The sequence below is a fragment of the Caballeronia hypogeia genome (genome assembly GCF_001544875.2).
Classification (GTDB): Bacteria; Pseudomonadota; Gammaproteobacteria; order Burkholderiales; family Burkholderiaceae; genus Caballeronia; species Caballeronia hypogeia.
Map to the genome: position 1 here is coordinate 113,986 of NZ_FCOA02000018.1, position 16,406 is coordinate 130,391.

Annotated in this window: 11 protein-coding genes; 6 read left to right on the forward strand and 5 right to left on the reverse strand. The window is 65.2% G+C overall.

Annotated features, from left to right (window positions below):
• Positions 1–6 precede the first annotated feature (6 nt).
• On the reverse strand, positions 7–384 hold the full coding sequence (locus AWB79_RS24030) for a DUF2917 domain-containing protein (protein ID WP_061169929.1): 378 nt from the start codon (positions 382–384) through the stop codon (positions 7–9).
• A gap of 370 nt (positions 385–754) precedes the next feature.
• Between AWB79_RS24030 and AWB79_RS24035 the strand changes: the two genes are divergently transcribed.
• The 3 genes from AWB79_RS24035 to AWB79_RS24045 all read left to right on the forward strand — a co-directional run bounded on the left by AWB79_RS24035 (position 755) and on the right by AWB79_RS24045 (position 2,927).
• Entirely contained in the window at positions 755–1,108 is a 354-nt protein-coding gene (locus AWB79_RS24035) for a YciI family protein (RefSeq protein ID WP_061169930.1), read from the forward strand.
• A gap of 122 nt (positions 1,109–1,230) precedes the next feature.
• Positions 1,231–1,629 (forward strand): VOC family protein, encoded by a 399-nt coding sequence (locus AWB79_RS24040; protein ID WP_061169931.1) that lies wholly within the window; start codon positions 1,231–1,233, stop codon positions 1,627–1,629.
• Positions 1,626–2,927, forward strand: coding sequence for an RNA polymerase sigma factor (locus AWB79_RS24045; protein ID WP_061169932.1), 1,302 nt, complete (start codon positions 1,626–1,628; stop codon positions 2,925–2,927). The genes AWB79_RS24040 and AWB79_RS24045 overlap by 4 nt, the downstream gene beginning before the upstream one ends.
• 218 nt (positions 2,928–3,145) lie before the next feature.
• On the opposite strand, the gene AWB79_RS24050 is transcribed toward AWB79_RS24045, so the two are convergent.
• Positions 3,146–4,114 carry a 2-hydroxyacid dehydrogenase gene (locus AWB79_RS24050; protein ID WP_061169933.1) on the reverse strand — a complete coding sequence of 323 codons (969 nt, stop codon included), beginning with the start codon at positions 4,112–4,114 and terminating at the stop codon, positions 3,146–3,148.
• Between the two features lie 52 nt (positions 4,115–4,166).
• The gene (locus AWB79_RS24055; protein ID WP_061169971.1) at positions 4,167–5,537 is read right to left on the reverse strand and encodes an MFS transporter; all 1,371 of its coding nucleotides are present in this window, start codon (positions 5,535–5,537) and stop codon (positions 4,167–4,169) included.
• A gap of 135 nt (positions 5,538–5,672) precedes the next feature.
• On the opposite strand from AWB79_RS24055, the gene AWB79_RS24060 reads away from it, so the two are divergent.
• A complete protein-coding gene (locus AWB79_RS24060; RefSeq protein ID WP_332459673.1) occupies positions 5,673–6,821 on the forward strand; it encodes a citrate synthase family protein in 1,149 nt (382 codons plus the stop codon).
• Positions 6,822–6,854: 33 nt separating this feature from the next.
• Here the strand turns inward: AWB79_RS24060 and AWB79_RS24065 are convergent, their stop codons facing one another.
• Positions 6,855–9,860, reverse strand: coding sequence for a thioesterase domain-containing protein (locus tag AWB79_RS24065; protein ID WP_232470985.1), 3,006 nt, complete (start codon positions 9,858–9,860; stop codon positions 6,855–6,857).
• Positions 9,861–10,403: 543 nt separating this feature from the next.
• Between AWB79_RS24065 and AWB79_RS24070 the strand changes: the two genes are divergently transcribed.
• Together AWB79_RS24070 and AWB79_RS24075 are read left to right on the forward strand one after the other, a co-directional pair.
• The gene (locus AWB79_RS24070) at positions 10,404–11,795 is read left to right on the forward strand and encodes a glycosyltransferase family 9 protein (protein ID WP_061169935.1); all 1,392 of its coding nucleotides are present in this window, start codon (positions 10,404–10,406) and stop codon (positions 11,793–11,795) included.
• Positions 11,796–11,914: 119 nt separating this feature from the next.
• Positions 11,915–13,741: a tetratricopeptide repeat protein gene (locus AWB79_RS24075; RefSeq protein ID WP_074169420.1), complete on the forward strand. Its 1,827-nt coding sequence runs from the start codon at positions 11,915–11,917 to the stop codon at positions 13,739–13,741.
• A gap of 109 nt (positions 13,742–13,850) precedes the next feature.
• On the opposite strand, the gene AWB79_RS24080 is transcribed toward AWB79_RS24075, so the two are convergent.
• Complete coding sequence (locus tag AWB79_RS24080; RefSeq protein ID WP_082862454.1) at positions 13,851–16,259, reverse strand: polysaccharide biosynthesis tyrosine autokinase; 2,409 nt, start codon at positions 16,257–16,259, stop codon at positions 13,851–13,853.
• Positions 16,260–16,406 lie beyond the last annotated feature (147 nt).

Below are 16,406 nucleotides of genomic sequence, written 5' to 3' on the forward strand. Positions count from 1 at the left end.
CGTTCGCTAGAACGCGTTCGCGCGCTGCGGCCAGCAGCGCGCGAGCCAGCGCGATACGAACCCGCGCTTCGCCGCGCGATATGAAGTGAGCGACACCTCGATCGCGTGATCGCTTTCCGACGTGAGCCACACGCGCTCGCCGCGCGACAGGCGCACGACGTCGCCGGGCTTCATCCAGTAGTCGTACGGGTCGCGATGCCGCGTGAGCCACACGCACGCATCGCCCGCGCGCAACTCGGCGTCGCGCGTGAGCCGCCACGACACCATCTGATGCGGCTGAACCTCGACATGGACCACGACGCGCGCGCCCGCGCCGCTCCGGCGACCGGATGCCACGCCGTGGCCGACGCCATGTCGCACGAAAACCTGCGATACCTCTTCCATCTCTGCTCTCCATGATGTGAGCCGAAGACGGAAACCTTGCACGCAAAAACAAGAAGGCCCCGTCTTGCGGCGGGGCCTTCGGAATTTGTTTGCTTGCCTGTTTCGCTAGCGCACACGCTGTTCCGATGACCCGCCACAGATGGCGTTCATACGGTTTTTAATCGCGGCGATGGAGAAAAGGATGGCTGCGTGCATGTGTCGCAGTATCGTGTGGCGCATCGGCACTTGTCAATATCGAGATAGATACGCGATGCGCGTAACGTATGAGCAATCGAACATCGTCCGGGAAATAACGAACGTCCGTCAGTCTTGCCGTCACGAGCCTGACGGTTTAACTTGAACGCCATCAAAAAACTTTCGGAGGATCGTCGTGGCTTACCTGCTACTCGTGGTCGAACCGGTCGAACAGCGCAGCCGGCGCACGCAGGAAGAGGGACGCGAAGCGTACCGGCAGATGGTGCAATTTGCCGAGGGCCTGAAAGCACGCGGCGTGCTGCGGGCGGTCGAATCGCTCAGTTCGCTGAAGGATGCCGCACGCGTTTCGGTCGCCAACGGCGACGCGCGGGTCATCGACGGGCCGTTCGCCGAGGCCAAGGAGATGATCGGCGGATTCTTTCTCATCGACTGTGAAACGCACGCGGAGGCGGTCGCGATCGCCGCCGAGTGCCCGGCCGCGGCGTGGTGCACGATCGAAGTGCGCAAGGTCGGTCCTTGCTACACGTGACCCGGCGTTCCTCGCGTCGTTCATCCCGTGTCGATTTCTCATCGTGCGGTTCGTCGTGGATGTGACGGCCGCGAGAAAGCCTGTCCTTCGTTAGCGCCGCCACCCAAACCGGAGACCTTGCCATGCACAAGCAGATTTTCGTGAACCTGCCGGTTCGCGACCTCAAGCGTTCGATGACCTTCTTCAAGGAACTCGGCCTGAGCTTCGACGCCGCGTTCACCAATGACGACGCTGCGTGCCTCGTCATCGGCGAAAACATCTACGCGATGCTGCTCGTCGAGAAGTTTTTCCAGACCTTCACTGATAAAACCATCGTCGATGCGCATCAGAGCACCGAGACGCTCGTGTGCCTGTCGTGCGAGAGCAGGGCGGAAGTGGACGAGCTGGTCGCGAAGGCCGTCGCCGCGGGCGGGCGCGCGCCGCGCGAGCCGCAGGATCACGGTTTCATGTACGGCCACGGTTTCGAGGACCTCGATGGCCATATCTGGGAGCTCGTGCACATGAATCCGGAAGCCGCGTGAGCGGGCGCGCGAAGGGCGACGACGCGGAGGATGCCGCGCGACGCGCCATCGACGCCGTGTGGCGCATCGAATCGGCGAAGGTGATCGCGAGCGTGGCGCGCGTCGTGCGCGACGTGGCGCTCGCCGAGGAACTGGCGCAGGACGCGTTCGTCGCCGCGCTGGAACACTGGAGCCAACCGGGCGTGGGCGTGCCCGAGAAGCCGGGAGCGTGGCTCATGACGACAGCGAAGAACAAGGCGCTCGACCGTCTGCGGCAGCACGCGCTGCATGCGCGCAAGCACGAGGAATACGGGCGCGATCTCGACGCGCAGGAGGCGCACGTCACGCCGGATTTCGTCGATGCGCTGGACGCCGCGCGCGAGGACGACATCGGCGACGATCTGTTGCGGCTCATCTTCACCGCGTGCCATCCGGTGCTCTCGGTCGATGCGCGCGCCGCGTTGACTCTGCGCCTGATCGGCGGGCTCACGACCGACGAGATCGCGCGCGCGTTTCTCGTCGCGGAGCCGACGATCGCGCAGCGCATCGTCCGGGCGAAGAAGACGCTGTCGGCGGCGCGCGTGCCGTTCGAGGTGCCGAAGGCCGACGCGCGCGCGGCGCGGCTCGGCTCGGTGCTCGAAGTCATCTATTTGATTTTCAACGAAGGCTACGCGGCGACCGCCGGCTGCGACTGGATGCGTCCGGCGCTTTGCGAGGACGCGCTGCGGCTCGGGCGCATTCTCGCCGGGCTGATGCCGGACGAGAGCGAGGTTCACGGACTCGTCGCGCTGATGGAGATTCAGGCGTCGCGCACGAAGGCGCGCATCGACCGTGACGGCCGCCCGGTGCTGTTGCCGGATCAGGACCGCAGCCGTTGGGATCCGCTCCTGATCCGGCGCGGGCTCGCCGCGCTGGACCGTGCGCAGGCGCTGGGCGGCGGGCGCGGCGTGTACGCGCTGCAGGCGGCGCTCGCGGCGTGCCACGCGCGCGCGCCGAGCGCCGCCGACACCGACTGGCCGATGATCGTCGCACTTTACGACACGCTGATGCAGACCGCGCCGACGCCGGTGGTCGAATTGAATCGCGCGGTCGCGGTGAGCATGGCTTACGGGCCGCAGGCGGCGCTGCCGATCGTCGACGGGCTCGCGGATGCGCCGGCGCTGAAGAACTATCACTGGCTGCCGAGCGTGCGCGCGGATCTGCTGGCGAAACTGGATCGCCGCGATGAAGCGCGTGCGGAATTCGAGCGCGCGGCGTCGCTTGCGAAGAATGCGCGGGAGCGGGAGTTCTTGATGCAGCGGGCTGGGGAGATGGGGTAACGGGGTTTTGGACGTCGGTTCGATTTGGTGAGTTTTTTGAGTTTACATAAGATAAATTAGCGATATTTTTAGTGTAGGTCCCAAGTTCAAATGTCGGGTTTACCCGCTACTTTCCTGACGGACACCGTCGCACGACAAACATCCAAGCAACAAAACAAACGCCCGGATGCGTCGCGCATCCGGGCCATTCACACCCAATCCGATTCGCGCCAAACGCGTCAGTTGGCGCTTTCAAGCTCCGCGTCTCTGACCGTTCCGCTTCGCGGGCCTTCAATACCGAAATGCTTCGCCAGTGCATCGACGACGTTTTCCGCCATGGCGCGGCGCGTCTCCTCGGTTCCCGAACCGATATGCGGCGTCAAAATCAGCCTGCGATCGCGGATCAACGCCTCGGGGACGGCGGGTTCGTGCTCGAACACATCGAGCGCGGCGCCGGCGAGCTTGTCCGATGCCAGCGCCGCGATGAGCGCCTGTTCATCGATCACCGGACCACGCGCGATGTTCACGATGAAGCCGTCGGGCCCGAGCGCTTCGATGACGCTCGCATCGATGAGATGATGCGTCGCGGACGTGAGCGGACACGTGAGAATCAGCATGTCGCAGTCGCGCGCGAGCCGGCCTACGTCGTCGTAGTAAGGAATGTCGACGGACTTGCGGCTCGGACCGAAATACGCGAGCTCCGAGCCGAACGCCCGCAGCCGTTTCGCAATCGCCGAGCCGATGGTCCCCAACCCGACGACGCCGACCTTCATGCGCGAGATCGAACGACCCAGCCTGTAATGTCCTTGCACGGGCCATTGTCCCGAGCGAACGTAGGCATCGGCGTTCACGAAGTCGCGCGTGACGGCGAGCGCGAGACCGACCGCCGCGTTCGCCACGTCCTCGGCCAGAATGTGCGACGTGTTCTCGATGCGAATGCCGCGCGCACGCGTCGCCTCGACATCCACATTATCGAGGCCCGCGCTGTAGCTCGAGATGATCTCCAGGGCGGGCAGCATGTCTAGGAACGCCGCATCGATCTTCGTCTTGCGCAGCGCGATGCCGCGAATCTTGCCGCCGTGCTCTTTCAGGAACGCGCTCGCGGCCGCAGGCTCCCTGGGAAGATCGAGCACGCTAAAAAACGCGTTCAGTTCTGCATGAGTCCATTCGGGCAATTCTGCCGCGTTGAGAATGATCGGCTTGGTCATGATTCAAAATTCGAAGGTGATGGCCCGGCGCGTACGGATCGCGCCGGACTCGTTATGCAATGGATTCCGGGTTCATCTTCACGCGCTCGATCTTGCCCATGAAGAACAGGTAGACGATGGCCGCCACCAGGCAGTGCGCGGCGACGAAGTATAGTCCGACCGTATAGCCGCCCGTGGCCTGCACGAGATAGCCGAACACGATGGGCGTGACAATGCCGCCGATATTGCCGATGCAGTTGAAGATCGCGCCCGCGAGACCCACCGCCTCGCGCGGAGCCGTGTCGCTCACGATCGCCCAGGTCCCCGCCCCCGCCGCCGCGCCCTTGCCGAAGAACGCCAGCGTCATCAGCAGGACGATCACGACATTGCTTTCCGTGACGGCGGACAGCACGATGCTGCAACCCATCGCCATGCCGACGATATACGGCGTCTTGCGCGCCCACGACACGCTCCATCCGCGTCGGATGAGCCAGTCGGAAATCGTGCCGCCCGCAATGCCCCCGACGAAGCCCGCAATGGCCGGGACCATCGTCGCGAAGCCTGCCTGCATCACGTTCATTCCGCGCGCCTGAACGAGGTAGATGGGAAACCAGGTGATGAAGAAATAGCTCAGCGCGATGGTGCAATACTGGCCGATATACGAGCACCACAACATGCGATTGCCGAGCAGCATGCGCATCACGCCGGACGAAATCGCGGGGCGCGCCGCGAGCTCGTGCTTCGAATCGATATCGATCATCGCGCCGCCCGCGATGATGTGATCGAGCTCGCCGCTCGACACGCGCGGATGCTTGCGCGGCTCGTACATGACGACGGCCCACAAGCCCGCGGCAGCAATGCCGATCACACCCAGCGCGATGAACGGCGCAGGCCAGCCGAAGCGCGACGTGAGCCAGCCCGCGAACGGCGAGAAGATCGCCACGGCGAAATACGATGCCGACGCGAACAGCGATGTGGCAAGGCCTCGCTCTTCCTTCGGGAACCACATGACCGCGACGCGGCCATTGGCGGGAAAGCTCGGCGCCTCGATCAGGCCGAGCGCGAAGCGCAGCGCGAACAGCAGCCCCAGCGCAATCGAGAGATCGGACGTGAAGTTGCCGATGAAGCCGACCAGCATCGTCGCGATGGACCAGAGAATCAGCGTCGCGCCGTACATGGTCTTGGTGCCGAAGCGATCGAGGAGCAAGCCGCCGGGTATCTGACCAACGAGATAGGCCCAGCTGAAGGCCGACAGCACGTAGCCCAGTTGCACATGATTCAGGCCGAACTCCTTCGATATGCCGGGGCCGGCAATCGACAGAATCGCGCGGTCCGCATAAGCCACCGTCGCGAGCAGCAGGATCATCGCGAGGATCGAATACCGCGTGCGGGTCGTGCGGGCCGCTGCGCCCGCTATATACTGGGTCGTTCGCTCTGTTGCCACCGATATCTCCTGTTTCATGCCCCATATGCGCCGCGTTCGACGCACGATGCGAAAGCCTTTCGACCTGCCGGCCGGACTTCTCTCGGGGAATATTTATGTTTTGCATTAAACCGACGCCGTGGATGACCGTCAATCTTGATTGATTCGATCAACGTGAAGAACTGGATGACCCAGGAGGAAGCCTGCGAGGCCCTCGGCGTGCGCAAGCAGACGCTCTATGCGTATGTCAGCCGCGGCCAGATCGAGGTGCAGGACGACCCGCAGCACGCGAACCGCAATCTGTATCGCGCGTCGGATATCGCGACGCTTCTGAAGAAGCGCAGCCTCGGCCGGGCGCGCAGGAACATCGCGGCGAGCACCATGGCGTGGGGCGAACCGATCATCGACACGAGCATCTCCACGATCGTGCGCGGACGGCTCTACTATCGTGGCCAGGATGCGGTGAGGCTGGCGGCGACTGCTACGCTGGAAGAGACCGCGCAATTGCTATGGAACATGGACGAACCGCCCTGCTTCCCGTCCGTCGAGCCGGTTTCGTTCGACGGCCCGGCGAACGCCCGTGCCTTTGCCGCGATGGCGAATGACGCGGCGAATAATCGCGCGGACGCGGACCAGGTGGCGCAGGCCGCCGCGCTGGTCGGCCGCCTCGCGAGCAATTTCGTCGGGCTGCGATCGAATGACGGCCCGCTGCATCGGCGGATCGCTCACGCGTGGGACGTGCCACAACATGCGGATTTGCTGCGTCGCGTGCTGGTGCTGCTCGCCGATCAGGAACTCACGAGCTCGTCGTTCGCGGCGCGCGTGGCCGCATCGACCGGGGCGTCGCTCGGGGCAAGCATGATCGCCGGGCTTGCGACCTTCTCCGGGCCGATGCACGGCAATGCCATCGTGCGCGTGCGTGAGTTCGTCGATGAAGCGAAGCGCATGGGAACCGAAGCTGCCGTGCAGCGACGTGTCGCGAACGGCGAGCCGTTGCCCGGCTTCGGACACGAGCTGTATCCGCAGGGCGATCCGCGCGCGGCCGATCTCCTGTCGGCCTTCGATGCGCCCGACGCGGCGCGCGAGCTGATCGGCTGCGTCGAGCGGTCGACGGGCAAGCTGCCCGCCATCGACATGGCGCTCGCCGCGCTGGTCGAGCATTGCGGACTTCCGGAGGGCGCGGCTTACGCCCTCTTCTCCGTCGCGCGCAGCGTCGGCTGGATGGCCCATTCGATCGAGCAGATCACGGAAGGAAGCCTGCTCAGGCCGCGCGCGCGTTATGTCGGGACGGCCGTCATCGAATGAGCGTGCTTCCGATGATTCGATGACGCCGGCCCCTCACTCGTCGGCGATTTCGCGTTCGATCCGCTTCGCGATCGACTCGACGTTCGGCTCGAAGAGCAGATCGTTGTGCCGGCATTCGAGCCCCAGCACTTCGAAACCGCGCGTCGAAAACCGCCGCCACGCCGGTTCGGGATTGGCGCGGCCCTCGCCCCGGATATTCGCGAGCACGAGAATCACGCGGCTGCCGTCATAGTACGGCGGCTTATAGGTGATGGCCGCCAGCCGCGCGGACTCGCGCACCTGCAGCAGCGCGGTCGGCAATCCGCGCGTATCCGATGATGGCCGGCGCGCGGGCTTGCCCAGGCGCATGCGAATCCGGTCGGCGGCGGCCATTGCCTTGCTGGTGAAATACGTCAGCCGCTCGCGGCCTTCGAGCGAACGCCATTTCTGATAGCGCTGCAGCATGACGAGCCCCTGATACTTCACCCACGCGCCGTACGGCAGGCAGCGCTCGTTCACATATGTGTCGATGAGACACACCAGTTCGACCTTCTCGCCCGCCTGCACCAGCTGATGCGCCATTTCGTACACGACGAGACCGCCGAACGAATATCCGACGAGCGCATACGGACCCTTCGGCTGCACCGCGCGCACGCGCTGCAGATACGATTGCGCCATCGCTTCGATGTTGTTGATCGGTTCGCCACCGTCGTAGAAGCCGTCCGCCTGAATGCCGTAAATGGGACGCTCGGACTTCATCACGTGCGCGAGCGTCAGACTCTCCATCACCGAGCCCGTGACGCTGTGCACGAAGAACAGCGGTCTGCCGCGCCCCGAGCGCACGTGCACGAGCTTCGAGCCGCGCACGTCGGGATCGGATCCGGCGGCGATCACGGCGGCCAGGCGCGCGATGGTCGGTGCAACGGTCAGCGTCGAGAGCGGCAGCACGCGACCCGTCGCCCGCTCGATATCGGCCAGCATACGCGCCGTCAGCAACGAATGGCCGCCCAGTTCGAAGAAGTTGTCATCGCGCCCGATCGGCGCCGTGCCGAAAAGGCGCTCCCACAGCGCGCGCAGATAGGTCTCGATCTGCACGACGGACTTGCCCGGCGCGGGCAACGCGCGCGTCGCATGAGCGAACGACGGATGTGCGGCGATCTCGTCGAGACATTCCGGATTCCTTATCGAACCGGCATGACGCGCGGGCTGACCGTTGACCGCATCACGCGCGGCGGACTCGGACAACTGGCCGTCATGCGTAACGGGCAAAGCGCGCACCGGCACGATGACATCGGGAACGAGCGCGCCCGAGCCCTGCCGCGAAAGCTCGCGACGAATGCGCGCGGCGAGAGGCATATCGAACTGCGCGCCCGGACGCAACACGAGCAGCAACGCAATGCCAGTCTCTTCTTCCTTGCCGGAATTCGCGGACGCGCGCGGCACGGCCATCGCCTGCTGGATTGCGTCGATCCCGCCCAGGATACGGTGAACGTCGTCCGTGCTCACGCGGATGCCGCGCACGTCGAGCGTGCCGTCGCTGCGGCCATGCAGACGCACCGCTCCATGCGGCGCGACCTCGATGGTTTCGCCCTGCGTCCACATGCCTGAGTTCGCCGCGAAATAGGCACGATGAAACCGCGCGCCATCTTCATCGCCGATGAAGCCGAGCGGCCGCGACGGAAAAGGCTTCGCACAGACGAGCTCGCCCTTCGTTGCCGCGCGCGCATCCGGCGAGTGCGCCCTGACATCGAGCCCAAGGCTCTTGCATTGCGTGCCGCCTGCGTGAGTCACGGAAACCGTCAGCGCCGGACGTCCGAGCAGGAAGCTGCCCATGATGTCAGCATCGCCCGACATGCAGTGAAGCTCCACCGGACCGACGTGCGAGTGCACCCAGCTCGACTGCGATGCATGCGTCACGCCGCCGGTCGACAAGATCGTGCGCAACGCAGAGAGATCGGATTGCCGGCCGGGGTCGAGCTGGGCATCCTCGCTCAGCCTGAGATACGCGGGCGTCGTGCCGAACACGTTCACACGCTCGTCCGCCACGATGCGCCAGAACGTGTCCGCGGCGGCCAGCGCGCCGTCGTAGGTGACGAGTTCGACGCCCGATGCGAGCGCGGACAATTGCCATTGCCACGTCGCCGAAGAGCAACTCGTCTCCAGGAAGAGCCTGTCGCCTGGGCGGAGATCGACGTGCAGACGATGCTCCTTCATATGCTCGATGAGCACCCCGCCCGCGCCATGCACGACGTGCTCGGCCCGCGCCTTTTCGTCCGAACTGCCCGAGCCACCGGCGGCGAGCGTGACGAAGAGCGGATGGTTGAACGCGAAACGCGACCACGTGAAGCGCGATGCATCGCCGTCCGCGATCACTTCGCGCAGTTCGTGCTGGCGTTGCGTGATGGTGCTCGGCAGCGCCGTGTCGTCGAGATAAAGGACATCGGTGACGCTCGGCAATGCGTCCACCACTTCGGCGGCAGCCGCCGTGACCGAGCCGCCGGTATCGTGCGGACGCGGCATCGAATGCGCGATCAGCATGCGCGGCTTGAGCGGCGCAAAGCGGTCGATCAGCGTCTGCACGCTGTTCTCCGACGCAGCGGTGAACAGCGTCGCGCCGAGCGCCGCCACCGCGAGCGCGACGGTGACGGCGTCGCCATCGTTGCGCAGGATCGCGACGACACCGTCGCCCGCCCGCAGCCCGATCGCGTCCAGCGCCTGCGCGGCGCGCATCACGCGTTCGCGCAGTTCGCCGCGCGTATAGGCGATGCGACGGCCATCGTCATGCAGGCAGGTCAGCGCGGGCATGTCATCCGACGCGAGCGCGCTGCCCAGCAAAGTCTCGGCGTAGTTCAGCTCCACGCGCGGAAAGAACACCGCGCGCTCGCAGTCGTCGCTTTCGCAGACGGGCTCGATCGAGCCGGACCATTCGAAGCCTTCGGCCGATTCGAGAAAGGCCCGCCAGAACTGCCGGTACTCAGCGGTCGAGAAAGCATGCAACGCCGGATAATCGGCGAAGCGCGCGCCCGTCCGTGCTTCCAGTGCGGCAGTAAATCGACTCATGCGCGAACCAGCGACTGATTCGATCGGATGAGTAACGGTCCTACGCTCAAACGCTTGTAAGTCTTCGAAGATTGCGTCCTGACGATCCATTGGAGTTACCCGATCCGAGAGCGTTGTTGTCTGAAATAGAACGAATGTCTTGTGGGAGGGAGACTACTGTTTCGATTTATTACGCAATGTACGATTCCCCACAGAGGTGCGTCATCTCGGGCAGTGCCCCGCCGGGAGCCCTTTGCGGGTGCATCGCTTACGTGGGCAGGCGCACGCAGGGTGCGTCCGCGTTCGTCGGAGCGTCCTGCCGAGGCCGCGCGCGATACCCGGTCGCGACGAATTCCCGAAGAAGGCTGCGGCGATAAACGCCCTGCTCCCAAGCTCGTTATCGACGTCTATAATCGAATTTGAAATCGCGCGATTAATCCAAAAATCGTTGATTTGTTAAAATTTTAATCAATAATCCGAAATTTTGGTGTGAATGGAGCACAGTGAGCGTCCTTGCGCATCGGCACCCGCAATAATGCGGCCTCGCAAAACCAACGGCATCGCATGATCGAGAATTACGAGCAGCTTCCGCCCAGACTCTACGCCGGCGAAATCGACGAATGCTTCCGCTTTCTCGACGAGCGCGAGCACGCCGACGGGCACTCGGCGCAATACTGGCACTGGCGCGCGGTCGCGCATTTGCGCGCGGGCGAGTTCCTGCGCACCGTGGACATCTGCTGCCGGATCACGCGCGACGCGAACGACTTCGGCTTTCAGGTTCACGCCCTCTGCGATGCGTGCGCGCATCTCGGCCTGAAGGAGGTCGCGCTCGCCGTTATCGAATACTTCGCGCTGAAAGGCGCATTTGCGCCTGTGGGCGCATTTCTCTGGCGCGTTTATGGCTGGCATTATCTGGGCGAGGATCAGCGCGTCCTCGAGATGTGCCCGGACGGCATGGAGGAGCATCCCACCTACGTGCTCGGCCATCATCAGGGACGCAGCGCAATGCGGCTGCACGGGATCGCGCGTGGTGTCGAGCAACTGCATCGCTACTGGTCCTCGCACGAGGCACGGCGCGTTCTGTTTCCGCACGTGGACGTCGAACATTACTGGTGCGGCGCGCGCCAGTTGCCCGCGTGCCTGGAGATCAGATCGATCGCGTCCGGCTATGGCGACATGGTCAACTGGGTGCGCTACGCCGCCGCGCTGCAGGCGCTCGGCGTGCGGATCGTGATCGGCGACGGCTCGGATCTGTTCTATCGCCTCGCGATGCCGTCGGCCGAACAGCAGCGGCACGCGCAAGCCCTGCGCGAAGCCGGTTTCAGCGTCACCGCCGACGGCGCGCTCTGGACCGATCCCTTCGCGCTCTTTACATCCCTCTTTCCCGTGCTCGGCCATGCGTCGGCGCAACGCTATATCGAGCCCGCCGATCCGCAAAATGTCGACACCCTCGTCGAGGATATCCGGCAGCGCGCCGGCGCACGCCGCTGCATCGGCATCTTCTGGTCCTCGTGCGAGTCGGCGAATAATTTCGCCAACCGCAGCCTGCGCCTGCCCGATCTCGCGCCGCTCTTCGACGACACGGACGACATCCACTGGGTCGTCATGCAGCGCGGCTTCGAGCGCCTGCGCTGGCTCGACGACCCGCGCGCGCACGATGTCCAGCGTTTCACCACGCTCGCGCCCGACATGACGCTTGCGCAGAGCGTGAGCCTGATCGACCGGCTCGACGGGTTCATCGGCAACGATGGCGGCCTCTCCCACGTCGCGGGCGCGCTCGGCAAACCCGGCTTCATGTTCCTGAATCAGGTGGCCGAATGGCGCTACGAGCGCGAGCCGGATCGCACCGCGTGGTATCCCGCGATGCGCCTCGTGCGCGCGCCCCGGCTGGGCGACTGGGATGACGTCGTGCGCACGCTGCGGCAACGGCTCATCGATGATCGAATCCGGGCGTAAGCAGCGCCGGGTCACAACACGCGACGGATATGCCCCCCCCTCACGATCCTTATCATGCCGCGGCCGCGCAGTACGAACGCGATCAGTTCAAAGCGGCGCTCGCCACGCTCGCGCCGCTGTTGAGCGCCGAGCCGGGCGAAGCGGAAGCGTTCAACCTCGCGGCTGTCTGCTCGTTCAGGCTGAATCGCCGGGATGTGGCGCGGGCGTACTGGCAGCGCACCCTCGCCGTTAGTCCGGACCATGCGGGGGCCTGCATCAATCTCGCGAATCTGTTTTCTCAGACCGGCCAACATGACGAGGCGCGCGCGATGTATCGCAAGGTCCTCGACATCGAGCCGGACTCGGCCCTCGCGCACTTCAACCTTGGCCTGCTGCTTCGGCTCTGCAATCAGCCGGATGAGGCCGAGTCGGCACTGCGAAATGCGATTCGGCTTCAACCCGGGCTCGCCGATGCCCACCACCAACTCGGCATGCTGCTTGCGGCGACGGACCGGCCGGCGGAGGCCGAACTCACGTTCCGGCGTGCTCTCGAATTGCGGCCCGACTGGGCGCCCGTGCTCCGTGAGCTGGGCACCGTGCTCCACGCGCTGGGTCGCGCGCGAGAGGCGGAACTTGTTTTACGGCACGCGACGCAGGCCGATCCCAACAACCCGATCGCGCATCACAACCTTGCGAGCCTCCTGGCCGCACGCGGGCAATGGCGGGACGCCGAACAGGCCTACCGCCGAGCGATCGACCTGGATCCGACGCTGGCGCACGCGCACAGCGATTTCGCAGTGCTCTTGTCGACGAACGGCCGCTTCGCGGAAGCCGAAGCGCATGCGCGCGAGGCACTAGGACTCGCACCCGCGAACGCCATATATCACAACAATCTGGCCAATGCGCTCCGCGACCTCGGCCAAGCGGAAGAAGCCGAGTCAGCCTATCGCCGCGCCATCGACATCGAGCCCGGTTTCGCCGATGCGAGGTTCAATCTCGCGCTCCATCTGCTGAGCCTCGGCGCGTACGCGGAGGGATGGGCGTTGCACGAAGCGCGCTACGACGAGCGCAAGACCGGCCGTGCGCCGATTCCGCCCGAGCTCGCGTATCCGCAATGGCGCGATGAACCGCTTTCCGGAAAATCCATCGTCGTACTGCATGAACAGGGCTTCGGCGACACACTGCAGTTCTGCCGCTATCTGCCCATGCTGAAGGCGCAGGGCGCGGCGAGCCTGACGGTCGTGTGTCATCCGCATGTCGCCGAACTGATCTCTTCGCTCGACGGCGTCGACCGATGCATCGAGCGGCATGAACTGGCCCTCTGCCCTGCCCACGATTACTGGTGTTTCATGATGAGCCTGCCCCTGCATTTCGGGACGACGCTCGACACCATTCCCCACGCCGTCCCTTATCTGCGCGTCCCCGAGGCGCGCCGCAGTCACTGGCGAGCACGCCTGCCCGGGGCGGCGCCGAAGGTCGGACTCGTATGGGCCGGGAATCCGCGGCAATGCGATCCCGAACATCACGCTTTGGACCGGCGCCGATCGATGCAGGCGACGGACTACCTACCCTTGTTGCAGGCGCCGGACATCACCTTCGTGAGTCTGCAGATCGGCGCATGGAGCGCGCCGCAGCTCAACGCATTGCCGCCGGACCTGCGGCCCTTCGATCCGACCGACGAGGTTCGCGATTTCGCCGATACGGCGGCCATCATCGAGTGCCTGGATCTGGTCGTCACAGTCGACACGTCGGTCGCGCATCTCGCGGGCGCGCTCGGCAAACCGGTATGGATCCTGTCGCGTATCGACGGCTGCTGGCGATGGCTCAGAGAGCGCGAGGATTCCCCGTGGTATCCGACCGCGCGCCTCTTCCATCAGCGAACGCCCGATGACTGGACTGAAGCCGTGGAGCGCGTCGCTCATGCGCTGCGGGCCTGGCGCGCCGGCTTCATCGCAACGAGGCCGTGAGCCCGCTGCACCGGTCCTTCCCGTCATGGCGCCCGGCGCACCCTTAAAAAAAGCCGGAGGCTGACTCCTCAGCGCTCCGGCCCCAACCACCTACCCACCACCCTTTTCGTTATCGCGCGGCCGTCCTGATGCCGTATTCCTCACGCGCACCGTAACGTCCCGGCGCGAAGCCGTTGAACACGTGGCCGCCCACTTTCGCGCCGACATTCTCCAGCCGGCGTTGCGTCTCCTCCAGTTGTCTCGCGCCCGTGTGATCCGCGCGCGACACGAGCAGCACCAGGTCGCAGTTCTGCATCGCGATCGAGAGCGCATCGCTCACCGGCAGCACCGGCGGCGAATCGATGACGATGTAGTCATAGATGTCGCGCAGCATCGTCATCATTTCCTGGAACGCCGGACGGGTCAGCAACTCCGCAGGGTTCTCCGGATATTCGGCGCCCGCGTCCATCATCGAGAGGCCACCGTTGCCGAGCGGCTTGATCGCATCTTCCACGCGCGCCGTGCCGGCGAGCACTTCAGCGAGACCCGGATGCTCGCGATCGTCGGTCAGATGACGCAGGCGGCCCTGGCGCATGTCGGCGTCGATCAGCAGCACGGAGGCGCGCGTCTCGGCCAGCAGATACGCGAAGTTCGACGACACGAAGCTCTTGCCGACACCCTGCGTCGGGCCCGTGAAGAGGATCACGCGGCCGCCGTCGTGATTGTCGTGCGCATCGATGACGTAACCCGGGTTCATCACGCTCGTCGTCGTGTTGCCGATGACGCTGTGGCTCAAGGCCAGCGGATTCATCGGGTTGAGCGGGCTGAGCGGGTTCATCTGAGCGAGGCCGTGGAAGCCCGCGTAATTCGCGATCGGCACGCCGGAGAGCATCGCCCGCACGCTGCTGCGCAGCGAACGCAGCGCCTCGATGCTCGGATCGGTCGGGCTGGTCATCGCGAGCAGCCTGGCGGGGGCGGAGTTGTGCGTCAGCGCGCGCACGTCCTGGCGCAGTTGCGCGGTCGAGCGGGCGATCACGGCGAGACGCGGCACTTGCGAGAAGTGATCGATCTCCTCGGGGCTGCGCAACTCACGGCGATGCAGCGCGATCAGATAGATCGACACAGTGCTCACGAACAGGCCGCCGAAGATCGAACCGAGCAGCACGATCCACGCACGCGGCCACGACTGCTTCTCGGGCGCCACGGCCCAGTCGACCACCGCCATGCCCGGCGGCGTGCTGGCCGCGGCCACTTCGAGCTGCTGCACGTTGGTGAGCACGCTGGTGTAGAGCTGCGTGGTCACGGCGACATCGCGTGCGAGTTCGACGTACTGGCGCTGGATGCCCGGCAGCGCCGCCGCGGTCTTGCTGGCATCGGCGATTTCGCGCTTGACCTGGTTCAATTGCGTGAGCGCGCTCTGATACGGCTCGGAATCCGGACGATACTTGTGCGTCGCGGCGTCGAGCGCGAGCTGCAGCGTGGTCTGCCGTTCCTCGAGACTCGTCATGCGCGTGATCAGCGCGACGTTCTGCTGCTGCATGTCGACGGTGCCGGTCTGCGTGCGGAAGGTGTTCAGGCGTCCTTCCGCGCGCTCGAGATCCGCCTTCAGCGCGGGCAGGCGCTGCTTCAGGAAGTCGAGGCTCGTCTGCGCCTGGGCGGCGCGGCGCTCGATGTCGCGCTGCTGATACGTCTTGACAATCGCGTTGACCATCGCCTGCGCTTCGAACGGCGATTCGGCCTGGTAGGTCAGATGGATCAGCGCCGGATCGCGCAGCGACGACTCGCGCGGCGGAATCGCCGTGCGCAGACGCAGCAGCACGTTGTCGAAGGTCATCTGTTGCGAGAACTTGGTGATCTGGAAGCTCACGCCAGGACGCGCGCGCAGCGTGTCGATGCGCAGCTCGCCGGGCGCCTGGCCTTCGGGCGTCGTGACCTGGAACGTCACCGTCTCGCCGACGCGGCCCTGAGCCAGACGCGTGTCGTCCTTGTCGTAGAGCGTCCAGCCGCCGCCTTCGCCGGCCACGACGTGGAACTTCATCTGCAGCGCGGCCTTGGGCACGTCGAAGACGCCGGGCGTCAGGCGCTCGCCGCCCCATGCGTACTGATCGAGGCCGAACGGCGCGGGCACGAGTTCGCGGTCCGTGGCGTGCCGCGACGCCCAGTAGCGGCCGATCAGCGGCATGTAGCTCTCGGTCTGAACGACGGTCTCGGCGCCCGTTTGCTCGATCGCCGTGGAGACGACCGAGCGCGACGTGAGCACGTCGCTTTCGTCGCTGGCCGAGCCGTCGCCGGCGATCGAGCCCGACACTTCGGACAGCGCGCTGATCGACACGCCGGCCTTGCTCTGCACGCGCAAGAGCGCTTCGGCGCGATACTGCGGCGTCGCGAGCAGGAGATAGAGCACGCCCGCCGCGCAGGCGGTGCCGGTGACGGCGCCGAGCAGGGTCTTGTGGCGCACCACGCTGCGCCAGAGATCGACGAGACCATCGCCGCGATGCGGAACTGGCGTCAAGGTGGGGCGCATGTTGTATGAAAGCATGTTATATCCCTACAAAGAAGTTGAGACCAAGGACGTCAGTCGCGACTGGCCATCGTCAGCAAAAGCATTACGTCATCCGAAACATTGGTCCAGCCTTTCATCCGGCTGGACTCATCACAGGCCTGAAGCGTTTTCCCCGTTCGCCTC

What these genes read in the sequence shown, in the direction of transcription:
- AWB79_RS24030 (WP_061169929.1), bottom strand. Translation starts at nt 384, where the DNA reads ATGGAAGAGGTATCGCAGGTTTTCGTGCGACATGGCGTCGGCCACGGC.
- AWB79_RS24040 (WP_061169931.1), top strand. Translation starts at nt 1,231, where the DNA reads ATGCACAAGCAGATTTTCGTGAACCTGCCGGTTCGCGACCTCAAGCGT.
- AWB79_RS24050 (WP_061169933.1), bottom strand. Translation starts at nt 4,114, where the DNA reads ATGACCAAGCCGATCATTCTCAACGCGGCAGAATTGCCCGAATGGACT.
- AWB79_RS24065 (WP_232470985.1), bottom strand. Translation starts at nt 9,860, where the DNA reads ATGAGTCGATTTACTGCCGCACTGGAAGCACGGACGGGCGCGCGCTTC.
- AWB79_RS24070 (WP_061169935.1), top strand. Translation starts at nt 10,404, where the DNA reads ATGATCGAGAATTACGAGCAGCTTCCGCCCAGACTCTACGCCGGCGAA.
- AWB79_RS24080 (WP_082862454.1), bottom strand. Translation starts at nt 16,259, where the DNA reads ATGCTTTCATACAACATGCGCCCCACCTTGACGCCAGTTCCGCATCGC.